General features: G+C 48.5%; 18 protein-coding genes. 9 read left to right on the forward strand and 9 right to left on the reverse strand.

Translation table 11 applies throughout. The features are described 5' to 3' along the window. Window positions 1–28: 28 nt before the first annotated feature. The 7 genes from ACFQNF_RS07785 to ACFQNF_RS07815 form a co-directional block, all read right to left on the reverse strand. Window positions 29–985, reverse strand: coding sequence for a choline ABC transporter substrate-binding protein (locus tag ACFQNF_RS07785; protein ID WP_380187438.1), 957 nt, complete (start codon window positions 983–985; stop codon window positions 29–31). Then, a complete protein-coding gene (locus tag ACFQNF_RS07790; RefSeq protein WP_380187439.1) occupies window positions 982–1,161 on the reverse strand; it encodes a hypothetical protein in 180 nt (59 codons plus the stop codon). The genes ACFQNF_RS07785 and ACFQNF_RS07790 overlap by 4 nt, the downstream gene beginning before the upstream one ends. 122 nt (window positions 1,162–1,283) lie before the next feature. Then, on the reverse strand, window positions 1,284–2,390 hold the full coding sequence (locus ACFQNF_RS07795; protein WP_380187440.1) for a VanZ family protein: 1,107 nt from the start codon (window positions 2,388–2,390) through the stop codon (window positions 1,284–1,286). 43 nt (window positions 2,391–2,433) lie between these two features. Continuing rightward, complete coding sequence (locus ACFQNF_RS07800; protein ID WP_380187441.1) at window positions 2,434–3,492, reverse strand: ABC transporter substrate-binding protein; 1,059 nt, start codon at window positions 3,490–3,492, stop codon at window positions 2,434–2,436. Window positions 3,493–3,670: 178 nt separating this feature from the next. Then, the gene (locus tag ACFQNF_RS07805; RefSeq protein WP_046352442.1) at window positions 3,671–4,444 is read right to left on the reverse strand and encodes an ABC transporter permease; all 774 of its coding nucleotides are present in this window, start codon (window positions 4,442–4,444) and stop codon (window positions 3,671–3,673) included. After that, window positions 4,441–5,367 (reverse strand): ABC transporter permease, encoded by a 927-nt coding sequence (locus ACFQNF_RS07810; RefSeq protein WP_380187442.1) that lies wholly within the window; start codon window positions 5,365–5,367, stop codon window positions 4,441–4,443. The genes ACFQNF_RS07805 and ACFQNF_RS07810 overlap by 4 nt, the downstream gene beginning before the upstream one ends. A gap of 9 nt (window positions 5,368–5,376) precedes the next feature. Beyond that, window positions 5,377–6,465, reverse strand: coding sequence for an ABC transporter ATP-binding protein (locus tag ACFQNF_RS07815; protein ID WP_380187443.1), 1,089 nt, complete (start codon window positions 6,463–6,465; stop codon window positions 5,377–5,379). A 792-nt stretch (window positions 6,466–7,257) separates the two neighbouring features. Between ACFQNF_RS07815 and ACFQNF_RS07820 the strand changes: the two genes are divergently transcribed. The 9 genes from ACFQNF_RS07820 (at window position 7,258) to ACFQNF_RS07860 (ending at window position 17,703) form a co-directional block, all read left to right on the forward strand. After that, window positions 7,258–8,601 carry an HD-GYP domain-containing protein gene (locus tag ACFQNF_RS07820; protein WP_380187444.1) on the forward strand — a complete coding sequence of 448 codons (1,344 nt, stop codon included), beginning with the start codon at window positions 7,258–7,260 and terminating at the stop codon, window positions 8,599–8,601. After that, window positions 8,598–10,163, forward strand: coding sequence for a putative bifunctional diguanylate cyclase/phosphodiesterase (locus ACFQNF_RS07825; RefSeq protein ID WP_380187445.1), 1,566 nt, complete (start codon window positions 8,598–8,600; stop codon window positions 10,161–10,163). Before ACFQNF_RS07820 ends, ACFQNF_RS07825 begins: the two co-directional genes overlap by 4 nt. Before the next feature lie 48 nt (window positions 10,164–10,211). Continuing rightward, window positions 10,212–11,534 (forward strand): deoxyguanosinetriphosphate triphosphohydrolase, encoded by a 1,323-nt coding sequence (locus ACFQNF_RS07830; protein WP_380187446.1) that lies wholly within the window; start codon window positions 10,212–10,214, stop codon window positions 11,532–11,534. A 66-nt stretch (window positions 11,535–11,600) separates the two neighbouring features. Continuing rightward, window positions 11,601–11,891, forward strand: coding sequence for a hypothetical protein (locus tag ACFQNF_RS07835; RefSeq protein WP_380187447.1), 291 nt, complete (start codon window positions 11,601–11,603; stop codon window positions 11,889–11,891). Between the two features lie 44 nt (window positions 11,892–11,935). Beyond that, window positions 11,936–12,460, forward strand: a complete 525-nt coding sequence (locus ACFQNF_RS07840) for a GNAT family N-acetyltransferase (RefSeq protein ID WP_380187448.1) — start codon at window positions 11,936–11,938, stop codon at window positions 12,458–12,460. Between the two features lie 344 nt (window positions 12,461–12,804). Beyond that, entirely contained in the window at window positions 12,805–14,325 is a 1,521-nt protein-coding gene (gene adh / locus ACFQNF_RS07845; RefSeq protein ID WP_380187449.1) for an aldehyde dehydrogenase, read from the forward strand. A gap of 84 nt (window positions 14,326–14,409) precedes the next feature. Next, entirely contained in the window at window positions 14,410–14,742 is a 333-nt protein-coding gene (locus tag ACFQNF_RS07850) for a DUF779 domain-containing protein (protein ID WP_380187450.1), read from the forward strand. Window positions 14,743–14,852: 110 nt separating this feature from the next. Further along, the gene (locus ACFQNF_RS07855; RefSeq protein ID WP_380187451.1) at window positions 14,853–15,860 is read left to right on the forward strand and encodes a DUF475 domain-containing protein; all 1,008 of its coding nucleotides are present in this window, start codon (window positions 14,853–14,855) and stop codon (window positions 15,858–15,860) included. A gap of 226 nt (window positions 15,861–16,086) precedes the next feature. Beyond that, complete coding sequence (locus ACFQNF_RS07860; protein ID WP_380187452.1) at window positions 16,087–17,703, forward strand: methyl-accepting chemotaxis protein; 1,617 nt, start codon at window positions 16,087–16,089, stop codon at window positions 17,701–17,703. Between the two features lie 158 nt (window positions 17,704–17,861). Here ACFQNF_RS07860 and ACFQNF_RS07865 read toward each other — a convergent pair whose 3' ends face one another. Then, a complete protein-coding gene (locus ACFQNF_RS07865) occupies window positions 17,862–19,073 on the reverse strand; it encodes a TerD family protein (RefSeq protein ID WP_380187453.1) in 1,212 nt (403 codons plus the stop codon). A gap of 520 nt (window positions 19,074–19,593) precedes the next feature. Then, the gene (locus ACFQNF_RS07870) at window positions 19,594–20,475 is read right to left on the reverse strand and encodes an HpcH/HpaI aldolase/citrate lyase family protein (protein ID WP_380187454.1); all 882 of its coding nucleotides are present in this window, start codon (window positions 20,473–20,475) and stop codon (window positions 19,594–19,596) included. Between the last annotated feature and the right edge of the window lie 12 nt (window positions 20,476–20,487).

The raw sequence follows: 20,487 nt of genomic DNA on the forward strand, positions 1-20,487 counted from the left end.
GCTTTAAGCTCGCTTGCAAATTCAGTCATTAGCGTGCATCCGATACCACAGCGGCTTGATTCAACCACGCTTTCAGCACCGGCACGGCAGGCTGGCCGCCATAGCTGTTTACGCCATTTAACCAAACGCCCCAGAGTGTTGGATTTTGGATTAACCACTGGCGGGCAGCCACTTTAGCGCTTTGCTTCTGGTCCAGAATTTGCCCCATCAGCTTGTTTTCTATTTCAGTGCTAAATGCCAGATTTTTAAGTAAGCGCCCCACATTAACGCATTGCTTAGCGTAGGCCGCACGGGTGGTGGTATGCACAGTAGCGCCGCCCAGATTAGGACCAAAATAAGCATCACCCCCTTCCAGATAACGCAGCTTTAAATTGCGGTTCATGGGGTGCGGCTCCCAGCCCAAAAAAACCATCCACTGCTGTTTTAAAGCCGCCCGTTTGACCTGGGTGAGCATGCCTGCTTCGCTGGATTCCACCAATTTAAAATCCTGCAAACCAAAGGCCTTGTCTTTAATCATGCTGGCGATCAGGCGATTGCCATCATTGCCCGCTTCAATGCCATAAATCCGTTTGCCAAAGCGATCAGCAAATTTAGCCAAATCCTCAAAACGATGCACGCCCGCCTGATACACGTACTCAGGCACGGCCAAAGTGTATTTAGCGCCCGTTAAATTAGTACGGACCACTTCTACACTGCCGTTTTTTAGATAGGGATCGATATCGTTTTTCATGGTGGGCATCCAATTGCCCAGAAAAACGTCGATATCCTGAGTCTGCATCGCGCGAAAGGTAACAGGCACCGACAGCATTTTCACTTCGGGCTGATAACCCAAGGCAGTGAGCAGCTCGCTGGTGAGCGCGGTGGTGGCGGTTACATCGGTCCAGCCCACATCAGAAAAACGCACGGTTTTACATGCAGCAGGCTCTGCGGCGTGGCTGGCAAAACTGGCACAGAGGAAAGAGGATAAAAGTAAGCGCTGCATCATAATTGGCGCAAGCTGGCCATGATACGGCCATATAATTTTTGCAATAGCGGCCTGAGCTCAGGTACAGACCCAGCCGAGCCAGCGCTAAAACGCGAAACCAGCATAAAGCGCACTGGCGCCGCTTGGGGAACGTCTTCACGACGTGTAGAGACCATCGAACCATAGAGCAGACTCATCGCACTCATCCTTCCTAAAGGAAAATCTAGGTATGAATGCTAGAGATCTGCTTATAAAAATGCGGTAAATAAAACAGGCCCGCATATAAAGACACTATAAAAACGGCGTAAATAAGAAAGCCCTACCAGGATTCCTCACGCGGGGCACGAGCGGCCAGCCAAAGCAGTAGCGCAATCGCGCCATAGGGCCATAAATCACTAATCACGGCAGACAAGCCATTAAAGTGCAGCAAATGTCCGTAATGCCAGCGAAACAGCGGCAAAGTGGCCGATAGCTGCGGTGTAAGCGGCCAGAACCAGCCGATTACCAAGGTAGCAATCAGCGCCAGCGCCCCCACTAAAGCCCTGAGGCGGCGATTTAAACGCCAGAGCAGCACTAAAGCCAACGTACCCAGCAAGCCACCCACCACAATATTGATATTAATCCAGGCAAAGAACTGCGCAGGTTTGAGCAATAGGCCCGCAAAGCCCAGCTTAAGCATCAGAGCGGTGAGCAGAGTAAAACGAATCGCCTTGGGGCTTTGCCAAGTGTGACGCACCAAAACCGAAACAAATAAGGCCACCCCCAAGAAGTGCAGCATCATGCCGCCGCCTTCCAGCAGCCTTAAAAAAAGCTTGGCATTTTGCATCGGCGATTCAAAAGGTTGGGGCAAGCCAGGGGACTCAACCACCACGCCCAAAAAAGGCTGCGAAGGATCAAGCTGGGTCATAAACCACAGCACCAGCCAGGTGACTCCCCACTCTACCGCAGGCCCGGGTGCACACCATGCATGACGCGCCGCCAGCCAACGATTCTGCCAATAACGATTACCCAAAATTTGCGCCAGCAAAACGCCTAAAACAGCGCCAAAGGCATTGCTTAAAATATCTAAATTAGACGCCACACGGCCGGGTAAAAACTGCTGGATAAACTCTACCGTGGCCGATAAGCCAAGCCCAATCAAAGCGGCAGAAACACTGCCGTAGCGCAGATGCCGCAAAGAAATTGCCAAGCTCATGCCCAGAGGCAAATAGGCCAGCACATTGACGGTATTATCAAAAAAAGTGAAATAGTAAGGCAGAGGGTAGGCGTAAAACGCCCAAATCGGCTCCCCTGTAAAACGCCAGCCACTAAAGGGATAAAGGCTGACCACCAGAATCACCAACAGCGAGCAAAACGCAATATAGCGAGGCACTCGGGTCGGAGTGATTCGCCGGGCAAGATAGCTGATGGTGAGAGATTGTTTCATTCAAGGAAAGGAGCCCCATTACAGAGGGGCCCCTCTATACCCCTTATTTAGAGGTTTTAACTTGCGTCCACAAACGGCTTAAATCGCGGCGTTGTTTGGTATCCAGCGGCTTAAGCTGCTCTAACTTTTTAAGCGCAGCGGCATCAGGAAACACCGCTGTGTTTTTCTTCATTTCCGCATTCACAAATGGCGCAGCCGCGCTATTTGGATTGCCTGTGCCCACCATATTGGTCAGCTCGCTGGAGTTTTTGCCTTCCAGCATAAAGTTAACAAACTTATGCGCGAGGTCGGGGCGAGGGGCAGATTTCAGCACCATCATATTATCCACAGATAAGGTGTTACCTTCTTTTTGCAGACCGTAGCTCACGGTAAAGGCACGCTTGGCTGTTTTAGCATCGGTGGCCGCCTGGAACATATCGCTGGAATAACCGTGCGCTACCCAGATATTGCCCAGCGTTAATTCTTTGATATAGCTTTGTGAATTAAACGCAGCCCAGAATGGCTTGGCTTTAATAATGGTTTGTTGCGCTTTTTTCCATTCTTCCGGCTTGGTTGAATTTGCAGAAAAGCCGTTATACATCAAGGACGCCGCAAATAATTCATTGGCATCATCCAGCACGGTCACCTTGCCTTTGATCTTGGCAAGAATAGCTGGATCAAAAATGACAGCCCAAGAGTTTGGCTCAATGCCCAGCTCTTTTAGCTTGGTCTGATTAAAGCCCAGCAAAGTGGTAGTGAATGAATAAGGCAGTGAGAATTTATTACCCTGATCGAACTGGCTATTTAAAAATGCCGGATTCACATTTTTAGCATTAGGCAGCTTGGCTTTATCGAGCGGTTGCACCATGCCTTGCTTAATCAAAGGCGGCATTGCAAAGCCCGTAGGCACAACCACATCGTAGCCCTTGGCTCCAGCGCTTAGCTTGGCCAGCATTTCTTCCATTGCGCCATAATAATCTTGTACCACACGGCATTTGCAATCTGCTTCAAAGCGTTTGACCGTTTCTGGCGCAATATAATTGTTCCAGTTATAAACGTGGAGCACTTCTTCAGCATTCGCCATATTGGCGGCCAGTAAAAGCGTGAGTAATAATTTCTTCATGTCTCAAACACTCCAGAGCAGTTGAATAAAATAGCAGGCAGATTATGCCTTATTTTTTGTGATGCATTTCAGGCAGAGTCGCTGCTGTTGCATGCCATCCATAATTATTTTTTGGCCAGCAACAAGCAGCAATTCAAGCTTATTACTCAGGCATAAAATAAGGTATGCCAAAGCGTAATTACTTCGCTCTTAAAGCCCCTGGCGCTAATTTGCCCGCAATTAAAATCAGAGCCAGAGTCAACAACATCAGCAGGGTAGAAATCGCATTCACTTCTGGTGTAACGGCAATTCTGATCATTGAGTAAATTTGCAATGGCAAGGTAGAAGCGCCCGCTCCTGCCGTAAAGAAAGTGATCACAAAATCATCAATCGATAAAGTGAACGCCATTAAAGCGCCTGCAATAATCCCCGGCATAATTAAAGGCATGGTGATTAAACGAAATGCTTGCAATGGCGTTGCACCCAAATCACGCGCGGCCTCTACCAAAGATTCATCCATACCTTGTAAGCGCGAGCGCACCACAATCGCTACAAAGCCAATACAAAATGCGATATGCGCCAGCGCCACAGAAACCAAGCCCAGCGTCATATTCAGCATCACAAAGAACATCAGCAGCGATACACCCATCAGGATTTCTGGAATCGCAATCGGCGTAAGCACTAAAACAGGTAAAAGGCGCAGCTTGTATTTATACATTGCCATCCCTGCCAGAGTGCCAAAAATCGTGGCAAAAACGCTGGTAATCACACCGATTAATAATGAATTTCTTGCTGCCAGCAGCATTTGTTCATCATTAAATAAAATCCGATACCACTTAAAAGTAAAACCGACCCACTCGGCATTAAGGCGCGAATCATTAAAGGAATACACCACCACAATCACGAGCGGCAAATATAGAAAAGCGTAGGTCAGCAAAGCAGCAGCCCACAACCATTTATTCTGCTTAGTCATGACTTTCCTTTGCGGCTAATCAGTGTGGCCAATGCTGCCAGAAATAAAACGCTGGCAGTCAGCATAATCGATAGCGTGGCGCCAAATGGCCAATCGCGGCTATCCAAGAATTGCTGTTTAATTAAATTGCCCACCATAATGCCATCGGTACCGCCCACTAGATCAGGCACGGCAAACATACCTAGTGCAGGGATAAACACCAAAGCAGCCCCAGCCCAAACGCCGGGTAACGAGAGCGGCCAGGTGATACGCCAGAAACGCTGCCAGGCCGATGCACCCAGATCTTGTGCTGCATCCAATAGCGCCATATCGTGTTTTTCTAAATTGGCATAGAGCGGCAAAACCATAAACGGCAAATGCACATACACCAGCACCACAATCACCGCAAAATGGGTAAATAGAAACTGCTGAGGGCCGATGCCAAACCACGCTAAAAAGCTATTCACCGTCATGGCAAAATAACCCTGAGGCCCCAGAATAATCATCCACGCATACACGCGAATCAAAAAATTACTCCAAAATGGCAAAATCACCAGCAAAACGAGCAAATCGCGGTATTTCTTCGGGCTACGCGCAATCAGCCATGCCAGAGGATAGGCCAGCGCAATGCAAATCAGCGTGGTCAGGCCCGCATACCAAAACGACTTAATAAATAATTCAACATAAACCCCGTCTTCAAAAAAACGACTGAAGTTTTCCAGCGTTAAGAAATCCTGCCAATTTTGCCAATTGATTAAGACTTCACGTGCACCCGTTTCTGCGTTGGTTTCCAAGAGCGGCATAAGCCCGCCGTATTCGCCCGGAAAACGAAACGCCGAGAAAATCATGATCAGCGTGGGTACGGCAAAAAAGATCAATAAATACAAAAGTGGCGGGCCAGAAATCAGCCACTTCGCCAAGCTAGGCGATTTTACTTTCTGCATGACGCCCCCTTAAGACAGCAGGAAGTGACCAGCGTCATAACGCCACGCCAGCTCTACTGCATCGTTGTCATCAAAGAATTTAGCGCGCCCCGCGGCAGAATTAGGCAACATCGCTTCAACCAGCAGGCCGTTATCCAGCTTCACGATATAAATCGTGACATCCCCAAGATACAGACAGTTTTCAACCGTGCCTTTAAAGTGCACTTCATTCGCATCGCCTTCATCCAACTGGGCAGCCAGCTTGATTTTCTCCGGACGCAAGCTCAGCGTGCCTTTCTGGCCGACCACGGCCCCTGCCACGATCAGCGTTTCTGCAACACCTACGCCAGCAATTTCTACCTGCATACGGTCCTTTGCAATCGAAGTGATCGTGGCATCCAGCAGATTGCACTGGCCGATAAAATCGGCCACAAAGCGGCTTTTGGGGTAGCTATAGATGGTTTCAGGCGCATCAAGCTGCTCTACTTGGCCCTTATTCATCACCGCAATCCGATGCGATAAAGCCAAGGCTTCACCCTGATCGTGCGTGACATACACAAAGGTCACGCCCACTTCTTTTTGCAGGGTGATCAGCTCCATCTGCATTTGCTCGCGCAATTTGGCATCCAGCGCCGATAAAGGCTCATCCAGCAGCAAAAGGCGTGGGCGATTCACCAAGGATCGGGCAATGGCTACACGCTGACGCTGGCCGCCGGATAACTCATGCGGAAAACGATGGGCGAATTCCTGCAAGCGCACGTCTTCCAAGATTTCTGCCACACGCGCTTTAATATCTGCCGCTGAGGCCTTCGCCATTTTCAAAGGAAAGGCAATATTATCGGCCACGCTCATATGCGGAAACAGCGCATAGCTCTGAAAAACGGTGTGCACAGGGCGCTTTTCTGGCGGCACGGTGGACATATCTTTGCCATCGAGCAAAATAGCGCCGGAATCGGGCTGCTCAAAACCGGCCAGCATGCGTAAAAGCGTGGTTTTGCCACAGCCCGATGGGCCGAGCAGAGTAAAGAATTCACCGGCTTCCACCGACAAGCTCACATGATTAACGGCAGTGAAATCGCCGAAAGTTTTTACGACGTCACGGATCTCCAGCAGGGCCATAGTCTTCTCACAAAAAAACGGTCGCCATTTTAACAAAAACTTACCTTAGGGGGTGTTTTTCTAACGGCAAAGCTAACGCTTAAACTTAAAATCTATTAGCAATATTATGCAGTCTGATTTAAAAGCAAGCACTTAGCCCGTAAAAATATTGCCCAATGATGACTTGGCAATATTTGAGGGAAATATTCACCGAAATTACATAAGTAAATACGATCATTATGTCCCCTGTATTGCACATAATCAGCCTTATGCTTTACTCTTTAGTAATCTAAAATGAGTAAACCACATGTCCTTTAAAAATGCCATTCAGATACCTGATGCGGCAGGTATAACAAAAAGTGTAGTTAAATCAACTCATTTACAGTTTACATTGTATAAGCACGCTATCGCCCTTAAAGTAAATGATGCATGTAGTAATAATAAACACTTAAATTAAAACATTATTATCCTGCTTTTAAAAAAATGAATAATAAGCAAGGGATCGGCCTTAGCTACTCGCATTAACACAGCAGATAAAATAAAAGCATACGTATTAGATGCAGCTTATCTTGAGTAGAAAAATAGCCTAATATCGATTCGTCTGCTCCATTCTGCTATAAATCACTTACAATCATCTCGGTGGCTGCATTTCAAACAAGAGTAAGTATTTGCTTACACTATGTACATTTTACGCATCATAGGCAAATGCCGAGCATCTTTAATTGGCTTTTAAAATAGCTCTAGCTTGCACATTCAAGCGAATGGATAAGTGTCAGACAGCCCTAAACCCTTAGTAAAATAAGACCTAAACAATTGGAAACACGACTTCCCGTCTCAGCTTTGCAAGCTGGTTTATTTATCAGCGAACTAGATCGCCCGTGGCTGGACACGCCCTTTCTGATTGAAGGCTTTCTGTTGGAAACGCCCGAACAACTCGCTCTTCTTCAAGAATACTGCCAGTTTGTAACCATTGATATTGATCGTTCAACAGGAGGCGTAGCTCGGTGGGGCTTTCTCAGTGAGCAAAAGCTAAATACACAACAGCCACTTATCCCTCATGTTCAATATCAGACAGTAGAAATCAAAGAGCAAATCACTCTGCTTAAAGAATTACGGCAGTGCTTTGCACTTTGGTCACAAAGTAAAAACAGCAGCAAAACAGACACGCCCTATATCGAGCCGCAAATTATTATTTATGCGGATAGCACACCGATTAAACGGGAAATACCCCAAGCTACGGCCGTGCACCGGCTCGCCAGCGATGTCATCGAAGCCGCTATGGAGGCGATTAGCAAAGATTTGCAGCCGCGTGTCGAAGCGATTAATGATGTTGTGAGTAATATGGTCGACTCCATTATTCGCAACCCCAGCGCCTTACTTTGGCTGACCCAATTAAAAGCAGCCGATCATTACGCCTATGGTCATGCGCTTGATACCGCTATTTATATGCTGGCATTTGGCAGGCACCTTGGTTATCCGCAGGAGGATTTACATAAGCTTGGCTTTGCCGGATTAATGCTTGATATTGGTAAAATGAAATTACCGGAAAGCCTGCTGCAGCATAATGGCTCCTATTCGCCCGGCGAGTTTTTAATGATGAAAACCCACGTCTGGCATAGCTTGGATATTCTGAATCAAATTAAAGAAGTGCCGCTTGATGTTTACGATATGGTGGCTCGCCATCACGAGCGCATCGATGGCAGCGGCTACCCGCTGGGTTTAAAAGGCGAAAGTATCGGGCTGTTTTCCTGCATGGCAGGCATTGTTGATTGCTTTACCGCCCTGACCAGCGACCGCAATCACGCCGAAACCAAAACCTCTCACGTGGCCTTGCAGCTTTTATATAAGTGGAGTGATAAATATTTTCACCACGCGCTGGTTGAGCAATTTGCACAGTGCATTGGTGTTTTTCCTGTGGGTGCCTTGGTCGAGCTCAGTACCGGCGATATTGGCATTGTGGCGGGGCAAAATCGTAGCAGAAGACTAAAACCTAAAATTTTGCTGATCTTAGGCCCGGATAAGCTGCCACACGCACGCCCCAACCTGCTGGATTTAATGGTTAATCCGGTAATGAACGCCGGTCAAGAAATCACCATCCGCAAAGAATGGCCGCAAGGTAGTTTTAATATTAATCCGCAAGAGTATTTTCAAGGATGAAAAACTCGCCTGCCACCGAGCATGACCTCGGTGTATTCGCAAGCTATAAACTAAACCAGATCGATATTTTGAGCCAGACGCTCGACGTATTGCTACAAAACCATTGCCATGAAAAATCTAACGACGATGCCCTCTATAGCGATTACTTTCTGGGGCTGATGCAGGGGGAATCATCCAGCCCGTGGCCACAACTCACACCCCACGGCTTAAACTTATCCACCTTACTGCTTTTAAGCTGGCGAACGCTGATTTTGCAGCACTTGCCCACCAAAGCTGAAGCACTGGTCAACCGCTTATGCTTTGCTGAGCTGGAAAAAACTCGGCAACACATTCAAAACTTGAAGCCTCAGCAGGTCAACTCGCCTGCTCAAGGCTTAGAAAGCGCTAAATCGCATACTCTAGCCGAGCGCAATATTGCCCTGATCTATATTGAATTTGGCCATATCGAATCTTTACGGCATACCGCCACCCAACAGCTGCATGAAATGCTGCGCCCGCAAGATAAGCTCTATCCCTTAGACAGTGGCTTGCTGCTTATTTTGCCCAATCTGGCAGGTGAAGGGCATGCACTTCTGGCCGCCAGCCGCGCACAAACGCTGTTAACAGATTCCTGTACAGAAAGCGCGATCAGCCCGCGTATCGGTATTGCCTTGTGGCCGGAACATGGTAAGCATTACAAGCCATTAATGCTTGCCGCGCAAACCGCCGCCAAACAATGCAGTAATGAAGAACCCGCCATTTATCAGGCAGAGCGTGATATTCAGGGCCGCTTACTCGCTAAACTAGAAAAGCCGCTACGTGAAGCGCTAGCCCAGAATCGCTTCTACCTCGCTTTTCAGCCGCAAGTTCAGCCCACTTCAGCGCAGCCCATTTATAAGGGAACAGAAGCCTTGCTGCGCTGGCACGATGCAGAGCTTGGCGATATTCGCCCCGATGAAGCCGTGCGGGTTGCAGAGCAGCTGGGCCTGATGCCACAGCTTACCCGCTGGGTGATCCATGCGGCGCTACGGGAGTTTTCCCAGCTAAGCAAGGCAGGGCTGACTGGCAGCCTAAGTATTAACCTCACGCCCTCCAATATCCTAGATTCTCGTTTGGCCCAGGAAGTAGAAAACGCGCTGATTCTTTGGAACATCCCCGGTGAGCGAGTTATTTTTGAGATTACCGAATCAGCAGCCATCGACGAGCTTGAAGCCACCATTAGCAGCTTATATGCACTGAAAGCTTTGGGCTGTAAACTGGCCTTGGATGACTTTGGCACGGGCTATGCATCGCTCTCTTATTTAAAGCGTCTGCCCATTGACGAGCTAAAAATTGATCAAAGTTTTATTCGCACTATTACTCAGTCCGATACCGATGCACATATTGTTGAAAGCGTCATCAAACTGGCGCAAACCCTCAGCCTTAGCGTGTTAGCAGAAGGCGTTGAAGACCATGCAACACTTGAAACACTTATGGCTTACGGCTGCAATTTAATCCAGGGCTATTATTTCAGCCACCCGCTTGCACCCAACGATTTGCTGCAATTTTATCGGGCATTACAGCCTTTTGAAGCGCAGCAATAAGCGTTTGCAACCGCCCCATTTAAAGCAGTATTTCTACGAGATCAATGGATGATGAACTGGCAACAGCTGCTCAGCGCTGAGCGACTTGGCGCGGTACGTAATGATTTACTCCCTCACGAATCAGGGCGCAGCGATTTTCATAAAGACCACGACCGGATTGTTTTTTCTTCGCCATTTCGCCGGCTTGGCCGCAAAACCCAAGTTCACCCGCTCACCGAAAACGATCATGTGCATACCCGGCTTACCCACTCGATTGAAGTCAGCTGCGTAGGCCGCAGCTTGGGGATTTTAGTTGGACAAAGATTGCAATACACCCTCCCCCAGCACATTACCCCTTACGATCTTGGCGCCATCGTGCAAGCCGCCTGCCTTGCCCATGATATTGGCAACCCGCCATTTGGCCATGCTGGTGAATACGCAATTCGTGATTGGTTTTGCCGCGATCAGCACGCCTATCTGCTACAAAACCTTAGCGCCAATGAGCGTCTGGATTTAATGACCTTCGAGGGCAATGCTCAAGGCTTCAGAGTGGTTACCCAGCTAGAAAACCACCGTTTTGAAGGGGGCATGCGCCTAACCTACGCCACGCTGGGCACGACCCTTAAATACCCATGGACTTCCAGCGATGCCACGCCCGGCGGCAAATTCAGCTGCTACCAGTCAGAACAAAATATCTTAGAAGAAATCGCCACCGAGCTGGGGCTACCTAAACTTGGCAACAACCGCTGGGCGCGCCACCCCTTATCCTATTTGATGGAAGCCGCCGACGATATTTGCTACGCCATTCTCGATTTAGAAGACGGCATAGAAATCGGCATGCTGGCTTACGAGCAAGTAGAGCCGCTCTTGATTAAAATTTGCGGTGGTAAGCAAGATCTGCTCGAGCTGGAAATTGCTGCCGCCCCTTCTGCCAGACGCAAAATATCGCTGCTACGCGGTAAAGCCATAGAGCGCTGCGTGCTGGATGCCAGTGAAACCTTTATGCAGCATTACACCGCTATTATGGAAGGCAAATTTCAGGGTGATCTACTCAATGCCACCCCCAGCGGCATGCGAGATGGCATTAACGCCGCCAAACAACTCGCCCGTGATCGTATTTTTAATGAAAGACGCAAAATAGAAATCGAAGTAGGCTCGTTTACCTGTCTGGACATCCTGCTCAACGCCTTTTGCAATGCGGCCTACCAGCAAAAAGTATCCCCGCAGATGAGCTTCAGAATGAAGCGGATTCTCGATTTAATGGAATACAACGCGCCAAAAAAAGAATGGCCTCTTTATGAGAGCTATAGCCGCGTGCTCGACTTTATCGGCGGCATGACCGATAACTACGCTACCTATTTAGCACAACAAGTCGGGGGAATGGGGCGATGAAAACACCACACACCCGATTGATCAGCCACAAAACGCCAGCCACTCCGCAATTAGAGAAATATAACCATGAAAACCTTCATCTTTGTAATGGCCTTAACCATTAGCCTGAGCGGCTGCGCCGTTGTTGCCGTTGGTGCTGCCGCAGTCAGCGTAACCAGCACCGCAGTAGGCGTGGCCTGGGATGTGGGTAAAGCGGGTGTATCTGGAGTGACCGCCGTAGGTGGCGCTGCAGTCGATGCTTTAAGCAGCTCACCCACACCACCACCGCCAGCCGTAGCGCCCGCAAGCTATATCACGCCTGCCCCTAGCGCTCCTGTGCCAAGTGACGCAGAAGTACGGGTATTTAAATCCGAATAAGTAGCGATCCCAATTATTCATCACACAAGCAACACAGCCGCATAATGAGCAGCGCAATCAATCCAAAACCATTACAAATCCGTATTGCCCAAGCGAGCGATCAGCTGCCAGTACAACGGATGCTTGAACTTTACCAATATGATTTATCCAACATATGGGATCAAGATCTAAACGCGCAGGGTGAGTATGGCTATGCGCTCGATCGGTACTGGAACCACCCCGAATGCACCGCCTTTGTGGCTTTGGTAAATGGCCATTATGTGGGCTTTGCCCTTGTAGATCAGCAAGTGAAAGTAGGCAGCCACGGCTACTGGATGGATCAGTTTTTTATCCTGAAAAAATACCGCCGCATCGGTCTGGGAAAATCACTGGCGATACAGGTATTCAATACTTTAAAGGGGCGCTGGGAAGTAGGCCAAATGCCGGATAACCATAAGGCACAATTGTTTTGGCGGCGGCTTATTGCCGAGTTTGCCACTGGCTTTGACGAGCACACTTTAACGGGCGGTAAATGGGAAGGCATTGTGCAGTGTTTTAATAGTGATACCGTATTAACAAGAGCCCGCTAAAAGCAATCGGGTTTCACTAAGCAGCGCCGCCATCTGACACATAGGCATATGCAGCCAAGCACTTGGTTTTCAGGCCATAACCGGCATGGCCTCTCTGTATTTGTCTTCATACATACAGCCAACACTTATTCCCCCAAATAAGCGCCTGCAGCCCTGCTCTAGCACTATAACTCACAATAAAATTACTCAATTTACTTTAAAAAAAATAATTTATGCCTTTTTTGCATATTTATTTAAAATATTACATACACCAACACATGCTTTCACTATTATTTCATATTGTTTTCAATCTATTTTAAACCACTTGCAGAGCACACCATCTACTACAGCATCAGGAGATAAGCATGAGTGCATTGATTCCAGGCCAGTATGGTTTTCCACTGCAATTAAAAACACGCTACGCCAACTATATCAATGGCGAATGGCATGCTCCGCTGGCTGGGCAATACTTTGAAAATATCAGCCCAGTCACTGGCAAGGTGATTTGCGAAATCCCGCGCTCTGATGCCGCCGATATCGAAATGGCGCTCGACGCCGCCCACGCCGCCAAAAACGCATGGGGCAAAACATCGACCACCGAACGCGCCAATATTCTGAATAAAATTGCCGATCGTATCGAAGCCAACCTAGACATGCTGGCCACGGTAGAAACCTGGGATAACGGCAAGCCAATTCGTGAAACCCGCGCCGCCGATTTACCCTTAGCCATCGATCACTTCCGCTACTTTGCCGGGGCGATTCGGGCGCAGGAAGGCAGCATCGGCCAGATCGATAACGATACCGTGGCCTATCATTTTCATGAGCCGCTAGGCGTGGTTGGGCAGATTATCCCTTGGAATTTCCCACTACTGATGGCCACATGGAAGCTGGCTCCGGCGCTGGCTGCGGGTAATTGCGTGGTACTCAAGCCTGCCGAACAAACACCACTGAGCATTTTAGTGTTGATGGAAGTGATCGGCGATTTGCTACCCAAAGGCGTGCTGAATATTGTGAACGGCTTTGGCTTAGAGGCAGGCAAGCCACTGGCATCTAACAAGCGCATCTCCAAAATAGCCTTTACCGGAGAAACCACCACTGGCCGTCTGATTATGCAATACGCGGCGCAAAACCTGATTCCGGTTACGCTAGAGCTAGGTGGCAAATCGCCCAATATCTTTATGCCTGATGTCATGAAGCACGACGATGCCTTCTTTAATAAGGCCATCGAAGGCTTTGTGATGTTTGCGCTCAACCAAGGCGAAGTCTGCACCTGCCCTAGCCGTGCATTGATTCATGAGTCCATCTATGACGCCTTTATGGACCGCGCCCTCAGCCGCGTTGCCGCCATTAAGCAGGGCAATCCGCTGGATGCCAGCACCATGCTGGGCGCGCAATCCTCTATGGAGCAAATGGAAAAAATCAGCGCTTATTTAGATATCGGCAAGCAAGAGGGCGCAAAAGTATTAGCAGGCGGCGCTCGCGCAACGCTTGCGGGCGAATTGGCGGGCGGCTATTACATCCAGCCGACTGTATTCCAAGGCCATAATAAGATGCGGATTTTCCAAGAAGAAATCTTTGGCCCCGTGGTGTCAGTGACTACCTTTAAGGACGAAAACGAGGCTTTAGAAATCGCCAACGATTCGCTCTACGGCCTAGGTGCTGGCCTGTGGACGCGGGACACGCATGCTGCTTATCGCATGGGACGCGAAATTCAAGCAGGCCGAGTATGGACCAACTGCTACCACGCCTACCCCGCCCATGCGGCCTTCGGCGGCTACAAGCAATCGGGCATTGGCCGTGAAAACCACAAAATGATGCTCAGTCACTACCAGCAAACCAAAAATCTGCTGGTGAGCTATAGCCCCGACGCGCTGGGTTTTTTCTAAACAAAGCAGTACGTAGCCAAGAACACGTAAACAAAACTACCCCCTCCCCCATCTGCGGGAGGGGTTTAGGAGTGTGCCGCCCCCATGAACAATCAAGTGAGTGCCACTCCAGCCGCCCTTTCCTTAATTAAAATGCTGGAAGTCAAATATGGGCCGCTGATGTTTCATCAATCTGGGGGCTGTTGTGATGGTAGCTCGCCCATGTGCTTTCAGGCTGGGGAACTCATCATTGGAGATAATGACGTACTACTGGGCGAAATTGGGGGTATGCCGTTTTATATAGGCGCAGCACAATTTACTTACTGGCAACGCACTCAATTAATAATTGATGTTGTTACAGGGCGAGGGGGAATGTTTTCTTTAGAAGGGCCAGAGGGTGTCCGGTTCTTAACACGCTCTAAACTTTGCCCAATTTAAGTATAATCACTTACAAGTCATTTTTTTTGAAATATTATAAATACCCCAAAACATAAAGCAATTGCTAGAATCGCGTGATCGATCATCAATATTACTCACCGAGATTATCAATGCTCTCCAATCTGCGCTTTTTTAGAAGCTCCTTCATCGTCACTTTTCTTGGTTTAGCCGCTGCCTACTGGTTAGGCGGCCCTAAGGCCATGTTTATTGCCGCCATTTTGTCTGTATTAGAAGTGTCCCTTTCTTTTGATAATGCAGTGGTCAATGCAACCGTACTTAAAGACATGGATGCTGTTTGGCGCAAACGTTTTATGACCTGGGGTATGCTCATTGCCGTATTCGGGATGCGGGTTATTTTTCCGGTACTGATTGTGGCTGTGATTGCACACCTTACCCCTTGGGCTGCTTTAATGATGGCCGTTAGCCAGCCAGAACAATACGCCGCAGCATTAACCTCATCTCATATCATGGTGGCAGGCTTTGGTGGTGCATTTTTAATGATGGTATTTTTGAAGTTCTTTTTTGACCAGGATAAAGAGGTTCATTGGCTACATATTGTTGAATCGCCTTTGGTTAAAATGGGCAAAATGGGCGGTATTGAAATTGGCCTTTGCCTTATTCTTGCCTATGCGTTTTCTACTCAACTCAATAGTGCCGAGCAGCTTAGTTTTATTTTAGCGTCCATTATCGGGATTGTGACTTACATTATTGTTGATGGTTTTGGTTCATTATTAAGTAGTGAAGAAAACCACGGCCAAGCAACTGTAGTTAGAACAGGCTTCTCTGCATTTATGTATTTAGAAGTACTCGATGCCAGTTTTAGTTTTGATGGTGTAATTGGTGCATTTGCGCTATCCAATAATATTTTCATTATTGCAATTGGTCTGGGTATTGGCGCGATGTTCGTTCGTTCACTCACCATTATGTTTGTTGAGAAAGAAACACTCGATCAATTCAGATACCTGGAACATGGCGCATTTTATGCAATTGGTGCGCTTGCCTTTATTATGTTTATCGGCACATTCCATGAGATTCCTGAAGTCATCACCGGCTTAATTGGTGCAGGCTTAATTGGTATTTCTTTACTGGCATCACTGCATTACAAAAAAAATAACTAATTAAAGTTTCATCCCAAAAAAAGGCGATATTTATATCGCCTTTTTTTATTTCTTAAATACTGAGCCTGTAGCCTGCATCTAAAAAATATTACAAATAAAATACAAAACCTTTCACAAAACCAAAACAAAACAATGTCCGCTCATCAGCTTACTCGTGCGAGTTGTTTTAAAAAAAGATAAAAAGTCGTACATTTTAATGATCAGCCTGACTAATTCAGAGAAAATCATGAAAGTTAAAAACAAGCTAATGCTACTATCAGGCAGTCTTATTGGTATTACTTTAATGCTTACCATGCTTAGCCTAACTTGCTTGGAAAGCGGCTCACAAAACTTCCAGACAACTATCGCAGATCGGGTGATGCCGCTTGTGCAGCTCAAAAGCGTATCCGATATGTATGCAATCAATATTGTCGATACCGTTCACAAGGTTACCAATGGCAGCATTGCTCCCATTGAAGGCTTAAAAAATGTCAGAACAGCCAGAAAAACCATCGAGCAAGAATGGCAAACCTATAAGGGCACAAAGCTCACGGCTGAAGAAGATAGCTTGGTGCAAATCGCCGATAAAAGCATGATGCCGGCCAGCGCCAGCTTCGATCTACTCGAAAAATCATTAGAAAGCAGTAACTTTGCAGCAATCAATGAATATGCAGCCACCACCTTGTATCAGCGTGTTGATCCGATTACTAATGCGGTAGACAAGCTGATTAAGCTACAGCTTAGCGTGGCCAAAGAAAACCTAGATTTATTCAGGCATAGCCATAATCAGGCCATCTGGGGCGGCGCTTTATTTGTCGTCATTGCCACCCTGTCGGGCATTATCCTTACCTTCTGGATTGTTCGCTCACTGCTCAAGGATCTGGGCGGAGAGCCCAGCGATATGCGCTCTGCAGCCACACGTATCTCTGAAGGCGATTTAGCCTCGCCAGTGCATGTGCCCAGCAATATGCGGGATAGCTTGGCAGGCGCAATGGAATCAATGCGCACCCAGCTTGCCGCCTTGGTAGAAAACATTCAAAACTCATCCACCCAGCTCGCCACCGATGCCGCGCAAACACGCAGCAGCAGCCAGGAAGTTCACGAATCAGCCGGAGAGCAAAGCGATGCCGCTGCCAGAATGGCTGCAGCGGTAGAAGAATTATCCACCGGCATGGCTCATCTTAAAGACTATTCAAGCTACGCCTTTGAAGTGGCCACGACTTCTGGCCATCATGCGGAGCAAGGTGCTCAAGCCTTAGAAGAGCTGACCAAAGAAATGCAAATCGTCTCTGATAGCGCCCATATCGTTACCGATACTGTCAATAATCTGGAAGAACACAGCGCCAGCATTGGTCGAGTCGCCCGTGTAATTCAGGATATTGCCGAGCAAACCAATCTGCTGGCCCTGAACGCCGCCATTGAAGCTGCTCGTGCAGGCGAGCAAGGACGCGGCTTTGCCGTAGTGGCCGATGAAGTACGCAAATTGGCCGAGCGCACCACCCAAGCCACCCGGGAAATCCAGGAAACACTCAGCACCATTACCAGTACCACCCATGATGCAGCCAGCAATATGCGCAACAGCCTAAGCCAGACCGAGCTGGCTTTAGAGCATGCGAATCGCAGCAGCGAAATACTGGGGCTGATCAGAAAAAGTGCAGCAGAAACCAAAGACGCCATGGCAAAAATCACCGATGCCTTAGCCGAGCAAAACACCGCAGGCCAGGAAATTGCCGTGAATGTACAACTGATTGCCGTAATGACCGAGCGTTCGTTCTCTGCCTCAAAAGAAATCAATATCGCGGTAGACCACAATGCAGAGCTAGCTCAATCATTAAGGCTGGCGGCGGTGCGGTTTAGTTGTTGAGGAAATTTACAAACAGTAAGGGCCGCGAATATTCGCGGCCCTTACTGTTTGAGGTGGCTCATCACGGAGTCGTAGGGCGGGTTTCACCCGCCCTACGATAATTCAATGATTGTGAGGCAGCATCAGATCGCTCAATCAAAAAGTGCCCCCAAAACATCCTAATCCTTAGACCCCTTCTGAAACCGTAAACCAAATCCAAATTTATCATTCAGTTGCTCGTGTGCGCTTTTGCCATTGGTTTGGGCAAAGTACTCCGCCAGCTTAGTCACTTGCAAATTGCCGCCGATGTTTTCAATCATGGCAATCGCACACATCGATGCATCACTACCATTATCCAGCCGCACTTCTACTGGCGCTCTGCCGGGCACTTCGATGGTGACTACGCCGTCAGTTGCGGCCCAGTTGGCTGCGCCTTCATAAATAAAAGTAAAAATCACCAGCCGTTTAATCTGCTGAAACTGATCACCATTAATAAAGATATTTTCCCCGCCCGAATTACTGCCTGAGCGATCGTCGCCTTCCAGATGAATAAATGGTGGCTGGGTAAAACTTCCCCAGCTCTTACCCAAAGCTTGCACACCACCTGGCGTACCATCGGCCATTTGAAACATGCAGGCTAAATCAAGATCAATCTGATTCTTGCTAGGGGCTGGCTTATTGATGAGCTTATTAAAAAAACCGCTTTTCTCAGGCTCGGCCAGCTGCACCGATTGATTCCAATTTAAATTCACCCGAATACGGCCAAAGCCACCGCTGGTGTTTTTCTCTAGAGAAATCTTATCACCGCGTTTTTCTAGCGTAATTTTTGATAAAGAGATGGGTTTTGCTACGGGTGCGGGTGCGGGTGCGGGTGCGGGTGCGGCAGATGATTCAGCCTCAGTGCCGCCAAAATGCTTAAGCAAGGCCGATAAACCACCATTAAAACCCTGCCCTACCGCACCAAAACGCCATAAACCATCGCGCCGATATAACTCACCGACAATCACCGCTTTTTCATCCTGAAAATCAGCGCCCGAGAATGCAAACACCGCGTCCCCTAGGCTCATCGAGCTGGCTTTCAGCTGGCGCATCGCACCTTCGCCACTCACCGAGGCCGCAAACACCAGCTTATGAATGCTGTCCGGCAAACGGGCCAGATCGGTCATAAAACGAGCACTACCCGCCCCCAACTCCAGCACCACGGCGTTATTCGGGCTCGATTTCTGGTTAAAAAACACCATATAGCGATCATCAGACAACTGATCATTCGCATCCAGCCCAAAACAAGCGATATCGACGTCCATCCCCGCCATATTCAGCAACACAGGAAAAGCCCCTGAGCAGCCCAAATCAGCCAACTTAGCCTTCTGTCCACGCGCAAAATTTGTCATGACTCTCGATTCTTTAGATAAATTAATAAATGATATGACGCAGAAAAAACCCAAATCTTGAAACACGGAGGGCACAGAGAACACGGAGTTTCACGGAGAAAAACGTTTTTTTAAATAGCCATTTGCCATGCGTTTTGGTCATTTTCAAACACAGCAATCTGGGTCTATATCACAGCTCTTAGCGTAGGGCTTAAATCTCCCCTTGAAACACGCCGGAGCGAGGAACAAGCGGGGCGGGGTTTCGGCCAGGGAGCGAGGCAGCGAGCCAATCCCGCCCGCCGCCGACTCGATTGTCCGCAACGCAGGGGCCTTCGTGTTTCGTGGGGCGGCCTTCTTTGGCTTCGTTTCTTGGCCGCACAAGAAAGGAAGGTCCAGCGGGACGCCCGCACCTAAATCAACGTGCCGAAGGCACTAAAAATATCTTTTTAGCTTTGCTTAACATCCAAGAAGTCAAACCCACGTAATTTGCATTTAAATAGAACAAATTCGCGGATTTCACCCGCCCTACACACAACAGCCCTCACACCATCGAATGAATCCCAAACACCCTTGCCTGCTCCAATACGCCATGCGCCCATGCGCGGTGGGTGGCGACTTCGCACATGGAGTCGTGCATCCTAAAAACCGCTGGGCTGGCTTCGTCGATAATTTTTAAAGCCACATCCACATCCCGATGCTGCACCCGATAGTGCTGCTCAATCAGCGCTACTTGGCTAGGATGAATCGCCGTTTTGCCGACCATGCCGTGCGCCAAGTCTTCTTCCACCTCCTGAGCCAAGAGCGTTGGATTATCCAGATGCTCGAACACCGGCGCGGTCAGCACAAAGCCATAGGGACGGAAAATCGTCACTAGTTTGGAAATCACCGCGCCCAAAGGGGTTCTATAAATACTGACATGCCGTGGGCGACGAATGCCCAGCAGCGCCAATAGATCATTGCCGCCAATGCGCAGCGCCAAAATATGATCTCGCACACCCGGGCGCTCTAGACAAAGCCGCAGCTGTTTCATTTCGGCATCATCAAATACTTCCACCGTTTCTAGCGTCGGCATCAGCATAAAATGCGTTTTACGCACCTGCCTAAAGTAAGAGTCGAAATTATGATGAGTGATTTTGGGCAATACAAAGCCCGTCAGCTTTTCTACGCCCGGCATGGCCAGCACGCGTTTCATGACTTCGGGGTTTCTCACCCGCACAAAACGCTCGGTTGTTGGCCGCTCAACCATCTGCTGCAAGACCAGCGACAAGCTAAATAAGGCATAACTCAGCTCGCTTTCAGCCACCGCATCTTCGGTACAAAAAATCACCGAGCGCAACTCGCCCAGCAACTCACCATCAGCAATCTGCTGCAAATCTTTATGTGTGGCAGGCACATAAAGTGAAGCTCCCAGAACCTTAGCCATCTATTGCGCTCC

Origin of the sequence: Iodobacter arcticus, from assembly GCF_042664895.1 — a bacterium.
GTDB classification, from domain to species: Bacteria; Pseudomonadota; Gammaproteobacteria; order Burkholderiales; family Chitinibacteraceae; genus Iodobacter; species Iodobacter arcticus.